Here is an 11,895-nt window from a genome sequence, read left to right as displayed (position 1 = left end):
CGATCGCGGCACCCAATATGCTTCAACCGAATATCGCCAAGCGCTGCAAGCCGCCGGCTTCCTGCCTTCGATGAGCCGCAGAGCCGACTGCTACGACAATGCCCCTATGGAAAGCTTCTTCCACACGCTCAAGTCCGAACTGGTCCATCACCGCCAATATGCTACCCGCAATGAAGCAGAGCGCGACATCTTCACCTACATCGAGGGCTTCTACAATCATCACCGCAGACACTCGGCCATCGGCTATATCAGCCCGGTCGAGATGGAGCTAAAATCGGCTTGAACCCTGTCCACTTTTTCGGGGGAAGATCAGACTGTTTCCGTCGAGGGATCCTGGATTGCTTCGCTTCGCTCGCAAGGACGACGGCGACGCGCGCTAATTCGGCATCACATACGCGTAGATGCGGCCGCGCGAGATCGGGGCCTCGCGGACGCGATTGCCGTTGTTGCCGGAGATCATGATCGGATTGCCGTGCGCGTCGATGCCGGTGATGATGCCGACATGCCCGCCGCGGCGGCCGCGCGACATCACCGCGATGGCGCCGACCTGCGGGCCGGAGACGCGCGTGCCGTAATGCGCGAACGAGCTCGCCATGTCGGACCCGGTGCCCTGATGGCCCGTCTTCTGAAGCACCATGTTCATGAAACGCGCACACCACAGGCTGCCGCGCCCCGTGGGATTGCCGCCGAGATAGCGGCGCGCCTCGGACACGAGCCCCGATCCGCCGCCGAAGCCATCGCTCGCGACCGTGCCGCCATTGGCGCTCGGATCATAGCTGGCCTGCGTGTTGGCGAATCCACGAGCCTGCAACTGCGCCGCGCTGCGCTCGAAGCGCGAGCTGCGTGCATGGTGGCGATAATGATGCCTGGCATGATGCACGTAACCGTGCCGCTCCGCGCTGTGGCGATGATGCGGCCGCGCCGAGGCCGGAGAAACGAACGCGGCACAAGCCGCGAAGATGAACGCCAGCGCGACAACACAACGCGACGGGCGGGACGCAAACAACTCAACCATACTTCATCCTCGTTGACACCCCCACTTCCCAAGAGAACCTGCCAAGTCGGCCCGTGCGGTGGCTGACATCGACAAAGGCCGTTAAGCCGCCCGATGTGGCGACAAAAAGACACCATGGCCGTGAATAGCTGCGATGATTTTGCGGCAATGCTGGTGTGAAGCTGCCTCATTGCCGACATCTGCATTAACTGCAATTCTCAAGTCGCGGCTTGAAGAGAGGGAAACAGTTAATGCCCACGCCACGATCATGGACGGCGTCCGCCTCTATTTCGAGGAAGCGGGTCAGGGAACGCCGATACTTTTTCTGCACGAGTTCGCGGCCGATTACACCAATTGGGAGCCGCAGATGCGCTACTTCTCGCGCGGTCACCGCTGCATCACCTACTCTGCGCGCGGCTACACACCGTCCGACGTGGCATTCCGTCATTGCGAGCGCAGCGAAGCAATCCAGAATCCTTATCCACGGAGACAGTCTGGATTGCTTCGTCGCATCAGCGCAAAATTGCTTTGCAATTTTGTCGCGAGCTCCTCGCATAGGATGGAGCTGAGTTCCTCAGGGCAAGGCGACCTTTACTTCCCCTGCCCGCGCGTGAGAAGAAACACGCCCTGCTCGCCGAACAGATTCCAAACCCACCATGGCAGCCGAAGCCGCAGCGGACGGCCGTAGAGGTCGAGCGCCTCGGCGCGCTCCATCTTGACGTGGATCTCGTCGCAGAGTTCGACGAAATCCTTGATCGTGCAGAAATGGATGTTGGAGGTGTCGTACCAGCTCGCCGGCAGGTTCTCCGTGCGCGGCATGTGGCCGCCGATCAAGAGCTGCAGGCGCATCCGCCAGAAGCCGAAATTCGGGAACGACACGATGGCGCGCCGGCCGATGCGCAGGAGATTCTCCAGCACGATCTTGGGCTGCCGCGTCGCCTGCAGCGTCTGCGACAGGATCACGTAGTCGAAGGCATCGTCGGGATAGTTGACGAGGTCGGTGTCGGCATCGCCCTGCACCACCGCGAGGCCCTTGGCCACGCAGCGGTTGACGCCCTCGCGCGACAGTTCGATGCCGCGGCCGTCGATGCCGCGGGTCTCCAAGAGCTGCAGCAGATCGCCGTCACCGCAGCCAACGTCGAGCACTTTCGAGCCGGGCTTGACCATTTCGGCGACCAGCAGATGGTCGGCGCGAAACGGACCGGACTGTTCCGACGCAAGGCCGTTGAACGGCAGCACTTCCTGTACAGACATCGCCAGCCGTCCTCGTCAGTCGTTCTTGCCGGTCAACCCGCGCGCCTTGCCCGCCGATTGCAGGAAGGCACGCGAGATGTCGAAGAATTCGGGCACGTCGAGCAGGAACGCGTCGTGGCCGCGGTCGGTCTCGATCTCGGCGAATGACACCCGCGCGCTCGAGGCGTTCAGCGCGTGCACCAGCGCGCGCGATTCCGAGGTCGGGAACAGCCAGTCGCTGGTGAAGGAGACCACGCAGAAGCGCGTCTCGATCCCGGCGAACGCCTTCGCCAGCACCCCGCCATGGTCGCCGGCGATGTCGAAATAGTCCATCGCGCGGGTCAGATAGAGATAGGAGTTGGCGTCGAAGCGTTCGACAAAGGACGAGCCCTGGTAGCGCAGATAGGACTCGACCTGGAAGTCGGCGTCGAACGAGAAGGTCGGCAGCTCGCGGTCCTGCATGCGGCGGCCGAACTTGCGATGCAGCGCGGCGTCCGAGAGATAGGTGATGTGCGCCGCCATGCGCGCGACCGCAAGGCCGCGATGCGGATGGATGCCCCGATCGGCGTAGGCGCCATTGTGCCAGTCGGGATCGGCCATCACGGCCTGGCGGCCGAGCTCGTGGAAGGCGATGTTCTGCGCGGAGTGCCGCGTCGAGCAGGCAATCGCCAGCGCGGAGTAGACGCGCGCAGGGTACGCCGCGGTCCATTGCAGCACCTGCATGCCGCCCATCGAGCCGCCGACCACGGCAAACAGCGTATCGATGCCGAGCCGGTCGATCAGCATCGCCTGCGCGCGCACCATGTCTGGGATGGTGATGACGGGGAAATCGAGGCCCCAGACCTTGCCGGTCGCGGGATTGATCGAGGCAGGACCCGTAGAGCCCATGCAGCCGCCGATCACGTTGGAGCAGATGATGAAGTACCTGGCAGGATCGAGGGGCCGGCCGGGACCGACCAGCGTCTCCCACCAGCCGGATTTGCCGGTGACGGGATGCACATTGGCGACGTGCTGGTCGCCGGTCAGCGCATGGCAGATCAGAACCGCGTTGGAGCGATCGGCGTTGAGCTCGCCATAGGTCTTGTAGGCGATCTGGAACGGGGTGAGATCGACACCGCAATCGAGCCGCAGCGGCTGGTCCGCGCCGAACAGCGCGACCTCCGAACTCGGATGATCGACCTCATGCGACCGATCGTCGGCACTGATCGCGGGACTGGGTACGGACTTGACGCCAACCATCTCTGACCATCGACCTCGTTTGCGATCGGACTTCAGATCGCGACTGACATCAGGCCATGAAAAAACCCGGCCTGAACGATAGGTTCGGCCGGGATCGAAAGCGTCCCCGGCCTGTTTAGCGAGTTTTTTAACGTGGCTGCAAGCCGGCCGGCTCAAATGACCACGGAACGGGCAAAAACCTACCGGCTTGGGCCGATTTCGTCAAGTCGCGCTCAGGGTGAACCAAAATCGTCTCTCACTGGGCAGCTCTGCAGGACGTCATTTCTCTTTGCTTTCTCGGCCCCGACTGCCTAATCAGGACATTGCCCGCAGCTCCCAACAGTCCCGTCAGATATGTCCCAACGCCCGCCCGCGCCACCATCGCTCCAGGAATTGCGCAAGGAGATCGACGCGATCGACGAGGGCATGCACCGCCTGCTGATGCAGCGCGGCGACATCATCGACCGCCTGATCCAGGTGAAGCAGACCCAGGAGGTCGGCTCCGCGTTCCGCCCGGCGCGCGAGGCCTCGATGATGCGCGACATCGTGCAGCGCCATCGCGGCATCCTGCCGCTCGACACGGTCGAAAGCATCTGGCGCGTCATCATCTCGACCTTCACCTATGTCCAGGCGCCGTTCTCCGTGCATGCCGACATCTCGGTGAGCGAGCCCGCGATGCGCGATTCCGTGCGCTTCCATTTCGGCTTCACCGTTCCTTACGTCGCACATTTCAGCGCACAGGCGGCGGTCGAGGCGGTGGCGAAATCCAAGGGCGATCTGGCGCTGGTCTCGGCGACCTCGAGCCGCACGCCGTGGTGGCTGGAGCTCGAAGCCGACGGCGCGCCGAAGATCATCGCGCGCATGCCCTTCGTCGAGCGCGCCGACCATCCGGCCGCACTGCCCGTGTTCGCGGTCTCGCGCGTTGCCGACAGTGCCGTGGTGACGGAGGTCGAAACCTTCAGCGTGCGTGTCTCGGGGTGGAACGCCGAGGTCGCGCGGGCGCTGTCGCCGCTCGCCGAGATCGTGGCCGTGCCCGATACCGCCTTCGACGGCGCAGCGCTGCTGGTCTCGGTCACATCAGCCACCAGCATCGACAAGATCAAGGCGGCCCTGATCGCAGCGGGGGCCTCCGTGCGCTCCACGGCCCTCGTCGGCAGCCACGCAACGCGCTATACGGTGCCCCCGACCGGGTCGAAATCGTAGATCGCGAACCGCCTCAAGACCATTTTCGGAGTTGAAGATGTCCCGCCCCGTGCCGAATCCCGGCATTCTCGATATTGCGCCCTACACGCCCGGCAAGAGCCCGGTCGCCGAGCCGGGCCGCAAGGTGTTCAAGCTCTCGGCCAACGAGACGCCGTTCGGACCCTCGCCCAAGGCGATCGAGGCCTTCAAGCACGTCGCGGAGCATCTGGAAGACTACCCCGAGGGGACCTCGCGCGTGCTGCGCGAGGCGATCGGCCGCTCGTTCGGGCTCGACCCGAACCGCATCATCTGCGGCGCCGGCTCGGACGAAATCCTCAACCTGCTCGCCCACACCTATCTCGGCCACGGCGACGAGGCGATCTCGACCACGCACGGCTTCCTGGTCTACCCGATCGCGACGATGGCGGTCGGCGCCAAGAACGTGGTCGCGGCCGAGAAGAACCTGACCTGCGACGTCGACGCCATTCTCAACGCAGTGACGTCGCGCACGAAGCTGGTCTGGCTCGCCAATCCCAACAACCCGACCGGCACCTATGTGCCGTTCGACGAGGTCAAGCGCCTGCGCGCCGGCCTGCCCTCGCACGTGCTGCTGGTGCTCGATGCCGCCTATGCCGACTATGTCTCGCGCAACGATTACGAGATGGGAATCGAGCTCGTCGCCACCACCGAGAATACCGTGGTGACGCACACCTTCTCGAAGATCCACGGTCTTGCGGCATTGCGCGTCGGCTGGATGTTCGGGCCCGAACACATCATCGACGCGGTCAACCGCATCCGCGGTCCCTTCAACGTGTCCACGCCGGCGATGTATGCCGCGGTCGCCGCGATCGAGGACACCGCGCACCAGGCGATGTCGAAGCAGTTCACCGAGACCTGGCGCAACTGGCTCACCGAGGAGATCGGCAAGCTCGGGCTGAAGGTGACGCCGGGCGTCGCCAATTTCGTGCTGATCCACTTTCCGCAGGAAGGCAAGACGGCGGACGCCGCCGACGCCTTCCTCACCAAGCGCGGCCTGGTGCTGCGCGCGTTGAAGAACTACGGCCTGCAGCATGCGCTGCGCATGACCATCGGCACCGAGGAGGCCAACCGCCTCGTCGTCGACGCCTTGCGCGACTTCATGGCCGGCAAATGAGTGTGGATCCGCACTTCCAGCGCGTCGCGCTGATCGGCTTCGGCCTGATCGGCGGCTCAATCGCACGCGCTGCGAAGCGCCAGGGTTTGGCCGGCGAGATCGTCACCACCGCGCGCTCGGAGAAGACGCGTGCGCGGGTGCTGGAGCTCGGCATCGTCGACCGGGTCGTGGCGACTAATGCGGAAGCGGTGAAGGACGCCGATCTCGTCATCCTCTGCATTCCCGTCGGCGCCTGCGGGCCCGTGGCGCAGGAGATTGCGGCTCATCTCAAGCCCGGCGCCGTGATCTCGGATGTCGGCTCGGTCAAGGGCGCGATCGTCAGGGACATGGCGCCGCATTTGCCGGAGACCGTTCATTTCGTGCCGGCACATCCGGTCGCGGGCACCGAGCATTCGGGGCCGGATTCCGGCTTCGCCGAGCTCTTCATCAACCGCTGGTGCATCCTCACCCCGCCTGAAGGCACCGACGCCGAGGCGACCGCGCACCTGCGCGCATTCTGGGCGGCTATGGGCGCCAGGGTCGAGGTGATGACGCCGGATCACCATGATCTCGTGCTCGCAATCACCAGCCATCTGCCGCATCTGATCGCCTACACCATCGTCGGCACCGCCGACGAGCTGGCGCAGGTGACGGAATCGGAAGTCATCAAGTTCTCCGCCGGCGGCTTCCGCGACTTCACCCGCATCGCAGCCTCCGATCCGACGATGTGGCGCGACGTCTTCCTCGCCAACAAGGACGCCGTGCTGGAGATGCTCGGCACCTTCACCGAGGATCTCGCCAAGCTCACCCGCGCGATACGCCGTGGCGACGGCGAGGCGCTGTTCGACCATTTCACCCGCACCCGCGCCATCCGTCGCGGAATCGTCGAGATCGGCCAGGATTCGGCCGCAGCCGACTTCGGCCGCCAGCACGGGCAGCTCGACAAGAAGCCGTAGCTTCCGGGTTCAGCTTCGCCAATGCCCCGGAATGACGAGGGCATCAATACAGCGGCGGAATCTGCCCGACCTTGATCGGGCCGAGCAGCACGGCGCCATCGGCGAACTTGAGCGGAAAGGTACGGGCCTTCTTGCCCTCGAGCGTGCTCTCGGTGCCGATCGAGTTGATGCCGGCGGCGACACCGGCATTGGCGTTCTGCTTGATGACCTTGCCGAGGCCGGGAACGGCCCGGTCGAGCGCGCCGAAGAGATTGTTGAGGTCCTGCGACTTGACGCCCGGCGCGACGCGATCGAGCGTCGCCTGCGGCACGCCTTCTTCCAGCATCTTCTCGATGCCGAGCGCCGGGATGATGCGCTCGAGGCCGGTCACCGTCATCTGCAATTCGCCGTCCAATCGGCCATTGGCCGACAGGCCGAGGGTGCCGGCCGCGACCGCGATCATCTCGCCCTGCTGAATCCGGGACTGCACGATCTCGATATGGCCACCGGCGGCCTGGATCTCCCGGAAGCGCTGCGGCCAGGGCTTCGGCGTGAGATCGGAAAGCCCGGTGATCTTCGCGCGCGTGTCGGCCTCGAACGGCTCGGCGAGCAACGGATGGATGCCCTGAATACTGCCCTGCGAAATCCGGAGCACGGTCTCGATGACAGGATGATCTGCCGACGATCCGTCCGCGAGGCGTCCATGCAGCTCGATTTCCTTGGCGCGCGCGAGCGGTACCTGCACCGCGCCGTCGACCCTGACGATGCTGGGATCGTCGAACACGATCGAGGCGCGCTCCGGGATGGCCGGCAGGCCGACCACGCTGCTGCGGCCCTTGCTCCAGTTCACCACGAAGGTGTTTTGCGTGACGCCGTCGACCAGCGTTGCGGGCGCCGAGAACTCGGCGATGACGTGCTTGGGATCGTAGACCTGTCCCACGACCAGAATGTTGTCGAGCTTGGCCGTGAACGGCGTCTTGCTCGCATTCTGCGAAACCAAGGCGACGCTGGCGCCGGAGCACTGAATCTCGAAGCGGAACGGGAATCCCGCGATCGAGCGCTTGGCGCAATCATAGATGCGGCCGGCTTTGGCCTCCTGCGCGCGCCAGGCATCGACCGCCACCCCGGCCTGCGAGGCCGCATAGAACCAGAAGCCGCTCCAGGCGGCAGCAAGGATCAGGAGGAGGACGGGAGCAATGAAAAGCCCCCAACGGGAGCGCCGGCGTACGGCAATGGTCATATCGGACATGCGGCGACCCTTTGGTCCCAGATTTTGTCAAATGTAAGCGAGGCAGGCCCCGGACAAAAGGCGGAGAATTCGCTTCGCTTGGGCAACCACTTCTGGTAGCCGTGCCCGAAATGTCGGAAATCACCCTCCCCTCCGTCACATCAGCCAAGGGCGACCTCTGGGTGTTCGGCTACGGCTCCCTGATGTGGCGGCCGGGCTTCGAATTCGAGGAGCGCGTCCCGGCGCGGCTGGTCGGCGAGCATCGGGCGCTCTGCGTCTATTCCTTCGTGCATCGCGGCACACCGGAACAGCCCGGCCTGGTGCTGGGGCTCGACCGCGGCGGCGCCTGCCGCGGCATCGCGTTCCGCGTCGCTGAAAAGAACCGCGCCGACGTCGTCGCTTACTTGCGCGCGCGCGAGCAGGTGACGTCGGTCTATCGCGAGGTGATGCGCTCGGTGTGGCTGGAGAACGAAGCGCGCGAGCGCGTCTCGGCGCTCGCCTACGTCGTCGACCGCGGCCATGTCCAATATGCCGGGCGGCTGTCGCTCGCCGACCAGCACCGCCATGTGCTGCAAGGCCACGGCCAGTCCGGCGCCAACCGCGATTACGTGACGGCGACCGTGAAGGCGATCGAGGCCGAGGGCTTTCGCGACGCGCAATTGCATCAGCTCGCGATGATGCTGCATGGTGATGCGCATACTTCGCACGCGCCGGCGCCTGACGAAAATAGAGACAGCCGCTAGCTGCCCGACGGAGCATAACTCGGCGCGCTGCCGATCATTTGCTCCTGCTCCTTACGGCCGGCCTCGACGAGGCGAGCGGTCGCATCTTCGACCGCGGTCTGCACGCGCGTGAGAAATTGATCCTTGGGCAGGCCCGGCGGCAGCGGATCGAGGAACTCCACCACCAACGTGCCGGGATAGCGCATGAAGGTTCGGCGCGGCCAGAACAGGCCGGAATTGAGCGCGATCGGCAGACATTGCACACCGCAGGACGAATAGATCTGCGCAAAGCCGGTTTTGTAATCCGGCGGCGCCCCCGGCGCGCGACGGGTGCCTTCGGGAAAGATGACGAGCTGACCGCCTGCGCGCACGGCCTCGCGCGCGCGCCGCGTCATGTCCAGCAGTGCCTTCACGCCGGCATTGCGATCGATTGCGATCATCCCGGTCTTGACCAGGAACTGACCGAACACCGGAATCTGCATGAGCTGGCGCTTGAGGATGAAGATCGGGTGGTGAAAGAAGCCCGGCAGCACGAAGGTTTCCCAGAACGACTGGTGCTTCGCCACGATCACCAGCGGTCCTTGCGGAATCTTCTCGACCCCGCGGAATTCGACCTTGATGTTGCAGACCACGCGCATCAGCACCAGTGTGGCCTTTGCCCACCACTTGGCCACCGTCAGCATGGCACGCGGCGGCAACGCGAAGGTCGGCAGCGCCACGATCGCGAGGCATACCAGCACCACGTAGAACAGCACGTTGAACAGCAGCGAACGGAGGAAAATCAGGAACATCGAAAATCCGATCAATTCGCCTGCGCCGTTGCAGGCCGCCTGGATTGCAGACCCGCAGGCTGCTCCGACATCTCGGGCGAAAGGTCAATCCCGAAATCCTCCAGCCGAACCCTGAGCTCGGCGGCGATGTACTTGACATATTCCAACAGCAAGAGCCGCAGCGTCGAGCCCGAGGTCCACCACGGCTCCTCGCGCCATTTGTCACCCACCACCGCGAACGGGACCAGCACCGTCGCCGGCATCGCATGCGAGAATTCCACCAGCGCGCGCGGCATGTGGTAGTTCGAGGTGACCACGATCAGCGATTTGAAGCCTCGCTCCTCGGCCCAGCGCCGCGCCTCTGCCGCGTTGCCGCGGGTCGTGAGCGCGGTGCGGTCGAGATCGACGCAGCAGGCCATGAAGGATTGGTTCTCCGGCAGCGTCCGGGAGATGTCATTGGCGGTGGAGGTCGGGTGCACGCCCGAGATCAGGAGCCTCTTGCCGTAGCCGGCCGCCAGCAGCTCCATCGCGTCCGGCACCCGCGAAGAGCCGCCGGTCAGCACCACAATGCCGTCGGCCTTGCGGTCAGGGGCGATCTCGGCGCCGCGCAGTTGCGACAGGAACACGACGAATCCCGCCGCAGCGGCGACAAAGGCGAACGCGATCGTCGATACGACGGTCGCGCGCAGCCAGCCGCGCGGCAGTTTCGGCGATCGATCGTCGGTCGGCGAGGTCATTATGATGTCGGTAGTCCCTTCCCGAATGATTTTAGGACGTTTTGAGACGAAGTGGAGTCCGGTTTATCGGGCTCAATCAACGTCATTCAACGTTGCGAACAGCGTCTGGCGCGAGGCGACCGCGGTGATCGCACCGATCAGGACGGCCTGCACTGCGAGCACGACATAGCCTGATGGCCGCAGCGAGAAGGTGCCGAGCAGGGCTGCGAACTGGTCGCCGACCGGGGTGCCGGAGAACCAGCCGGCGATCGACTCGGAGAAGCCGAACAGCAACATGGCGACGCCGCCACCGATGACGCCCCCTTCGAGACCGAGACGGAGGAAGTGCCGCAGGAAGTGATTGGCGATGTAGCGGTCGCCGGCGCCGACGAAATGCAGGACCTCGACGATCGGCCGGTTGGCCGCCATCGCGCCGCGGGTCGCGAACGAGACCGAGATGATGGTCGCGACGATGACGAGCGCGAGGATGCCGATTCCGGCGAGCACGGTGGCATTGGTCATCGAACGCATCCGTTCGATCCAGGCGCGGTGATCGTCGACGCTGGCGTTCGGCGCGACCTGCGTCACGCGCGCGCGCAAGCCGCCGAGATCGAGCACCGTACCGGGCTGCACGCGCGCGATGATCATGCGTGGCACCGGCAGATCGTCCATCGACAGCCCGGTGCCGAGCCAGGGCTCGAGCAGCTTGCCGCTCTCCTCCTTGGTGAACGGCTTGACGTCGACGATACCGGGCTGCGCGCGTATGGCCTCGGTGACCGCAGCCGTGTCGCGCTCGATGTCGCGCCCGGATTGCGGACGCACCTGGATGGTGATCTCGCTCGCGACATCCGACTGCCATTCCGCAGCCGACGCGCTGACCAGCAGCACCGCGCCCGTCGTCATCGAGGCGAGGAAGGTCATGATGGCGACGACGGCAACCAGCGCGCGGCCGTGGATCGAGGCGCGCGGCACGATCGGCGACATGTTGCGGGCCCTGGCCGGAAGCTGCGGACGCTCCTGCCCGAGATCGACCAATACGCCGCGCTCGTCGGTCCTACTCATAGACGTGCAGCCGTCCCTGATGCAGCACGAAGCGGCGCGCCTCGTACTGGTCCATCAACGCAATGTCGTGGGTTGCGATGATCACGGCCGTGCCCGACTTGTTGAGCTCGATGAAGAGCCGCAGCAAGCGTCGCCCGAGCGTCGGGTCGACGCTGCCGGTCGGCTCGTCCGCGAGCAACAACTGCGGCCGCGAGATCACCGCGCGCGCGATCGCCGCACGCTGCTTCTCGCCACCCGATAGGATCGGCGGCAGCGCATCCATGCGGTCCCCGAGCCCGACCCAGCGCAGGAGATCGATGACCTCCTTGCGATAGCTGGATTCGCTGCGGCCCATCACGCGGAACGGCAGCGCCACATTCTCGTAGGTCGTCATGTGGTCGAGCAGGCGGAAGTCCTGGAGCACGATGCCGATGCGCTTGCGCAAATCGGCGATCTCGTCCTTGCCAAGCGTGGAGATGTCGTGGCCGAACAGGTTGACGAGGCCCCGCGTCGGCCGGTGCGACAGGAACAACAGGCGCAGCAGCGACGTCTTGCCGGCGCCGGACGGGCCGGTGAGAAACTGGAAGGAATGCGCCGGGATCTGGAAACTGAGGTCGCGCAGGATCTCCGGCCCCAGACCGTAGCGTAATCCGACATTTTCGAACCGAACCAAGCTCAGCTCCGTTCGAGAGGGGACGTAAGCCGCATGGCCAGCGAGGTTTCG

The 11,895-nt window shown here is 65.0% G+C and carries 13 protein-coding genes, 1 pseudogene and 1 riboswitch; of the genes and pseudogenes, 6 read left to right on the top strand and 8 right to left on the bottom strand.

Annotated features, from left to right (window positions below):
- Positions 1–283, top strand: a 283-nt coding sequence (locus BM222_RS20520; RefSeq protein ID WP_143106003.1) for an IS3 family transposase, incomplete at its 5' end; no start/stop codon positions are given.
- A 93-nt stretch (positions 284–376) separates the two neighbouring features.
- Here BM222_RS20520 and BM222_RS20515 read toward each other — a convergent pair.
- Positions 377–1,015 carry a TIGR02594 family protein gene (locus BM222_RS20515; RefSeq protein ID WP_092230981.1) on the bottom strand — a complete coding sequence of 213 codons (639 nt, stop codon included), beginning with the start codon at positions 1,013–1,015 and terminating at the stop codon, positions 377–379.
- A gap of 247 nt (positions 1,016–1,262) precedes the next feature.
- Between BM222_RS20515 and BM222_RS42190 the strand changes: the two are divergent.
- A pseudogene (locus BM222_RS42190) lies at positions 1,263–1,430 on the top strand (alpha/beta fold hydrolase); the annotation flags it as partial.
- A 155-nt stretch (positions 1,431–1,585) separates the two neighbouring features.
- On the opposite strand, the gene metW reads toward BM222_RS42190, so the two are convergent.
- Together metW and metX are read right to left on the bottom strand one after the other, a co-directional pair.
- Complete coding sequence (metW, locus tag BM222_RS20505) at positions 1,586–2,248, bottom strand: methionine biosynthesis protein MetW (protein ID WP_092230978.1); 663 nt, start codon at positions 2,246–2,248, stop codon at positions 1,586–1,588.
- A 15-nt stretch (positions 2,249–2,263) separates the two neighbouring features.
- A complete protein-coding gene (gene metX, locus BM222_RS20500) occupies positions 2,264–3,466 on the bottom strand; it encodes a homoserine O-acetyltransferase MetX (RefSeq protein WP_092230975.1) in 1,203 nt (400 codons plus the stop codon).
- Positions 3,467–3,560: 94 nt separating this feature from the next.
- Positions 3,561–3,640: riboswitch (SAM riboswitch) on the bottom strand.
- Positions 3,641–3,799: 159 nt separating this feature from the next.
- Here metX and BM222_RS20495 point away from each other — a divergent pair.
- Genes BM222_RS20495 through BM222_RS20485 form a run of 3 tightly spaced genes read left to right on the top strand, consistent with a single transcriptional unit; the run spans position 3,800 to position 6,715 of the window.
- Positions 3,800–4,648 carry a chorismate mutase gene (locus BM222_RS20495; RefSeq protein ID WP_092230972.1) on the top strand — a complete coding sequence of 283 codons (849 nt, stop codon included), beginning with the start codon at positions 3,800–3,802 and terminating at the stop codon, positions 4,646–4,648.
- A 37-nt stretch (positions 4,649–4,685) separates the two neighbouring features.
- Entirely contained in the window at positions 4,686–5,780 is a 1,095-nt protein-coding gene (gene hisC, locus BM222_RS20490) for a histidinol-phosphate transaminase (protein ID WP_092230970.1), read from the top strand.
- Entirely contained in the window at positions 5,777–6,715 is a 939-nt protein-coding gene (locus BM222_RS20485; RefSeq protein ID WP_092230967.1) for a prephenate/arogenate dehydrogenase family protein, read from the top strand. Before hisC ends, BM222_RS20485 begins: the two co-directional genes overlap by 4 nt.
- Before the next feature lie 43 nt (positions 6,716–6,758).
- Here BM222_RS20485 and BM222_RS20480 read toward each other — a convergent pair whose 3' ends face one another.
- Complete coding sequence (locus BM222_RS20480) at positions 6,759–7,943, bottom strand: DUF2125 domain-containing protein (RefSeq protein WP_092230964.1); 1,185 nt, start codon at positions 7,941–7,943, stop codon at positions 6,759–6,761.
- A gap of 110 nt (positions 7,944–8,053) precedes the next feature.
- Here BM222_RS20480 and BM222_RS20475 point away from each other — a divergent pair, with 110 nt between their 5' ends.
- On the top strand, positions 8,054–8,665 hold the full coding sequence (locus BM222_RS20475; protein ID WP_177243334.1) for a gamma-glutamylcyclotransferase: 612 nt from the start codon (positions 8,054–8,056) through the stop codon (positions 8,663–8,665).
- Here the strand turns inward: BM222_RS20475 and BM222_RS20470 are convergent.
- The 4 genes from BM222_RS20470 to ftsE all read right to left on the bottom strand — a co-directional run bounded on the left by BM222_RS20470 (position 8,662) and on the right by ftsE (position 11,844).
- Positions 8,662–9,435 carry a lysophospholipid acyltransferase family protein gene (locus BM222_RS20470; protein WP_092230958.1) on the bottom strand — a complete coding sequence of 258 codons (774 nt, stop codon included), beginning with the start codon at positions 9,433–9,435 and terminating at the stop codon, positions 8,662–8,664. The genes BM222_RS20475 and BM222_RS20470 overlap by 4 nt on opposite strands.
- Before the next feature lie 11 nt (positions 9,436–9,446).
- Entirely contained in the window at positions 9,447–10,151 is a 705-nt protein-coding gene (locus tag BM222_RS20465; RefSeq protein ID WP_092230955.1) for a YdcF family protein, read from the bottom strand.
- Between the two features lie 72 nt (positions 10,152–10,223).
- Positions 10,224–11,192 carry a cell division protein FtsX gene (locus BM222_RS20460; protein WP_092230952.1) on the bottom strand — a complete coding sequence of 323 codons (969 nt, stop codon included), beginning with the start codon at positions 11,190–11,192 and terminating at the stop codon, positions 10,224–10,226.
- Positions 11,185–11,844: a cell division ATP-binding protein FtsE gene (gene ftsE, locus BM222_RS20455; protein ID WP_057746699.1), complete on the bottom strand. Its 660-nt coding sequence runs from the start codon at positions 11,842–11,844 to the stop codon at positions 11,185–11,187. Before ftsE ends, BM222_RS20460 begins: the two co-directional genes overlap by 8 nt.
- Positions 11,845–11,895 lie beyond the last annotated feature (51 nt).

This window comes from Bradyrhizobium sp. Gha, from assembly GCF_900113735.1.
Classification (GTDB): domain Bacteria; phylum Pseudomonadota; class Alphaproteobacteria; order Rhizobiales; family Xanthobacteraceae; genus Bradyrhizobium.
Note: the sequence above shows the minus strand (reverse complement) of the source record. Positions and strands in the feature narration are given on the sequence as shown.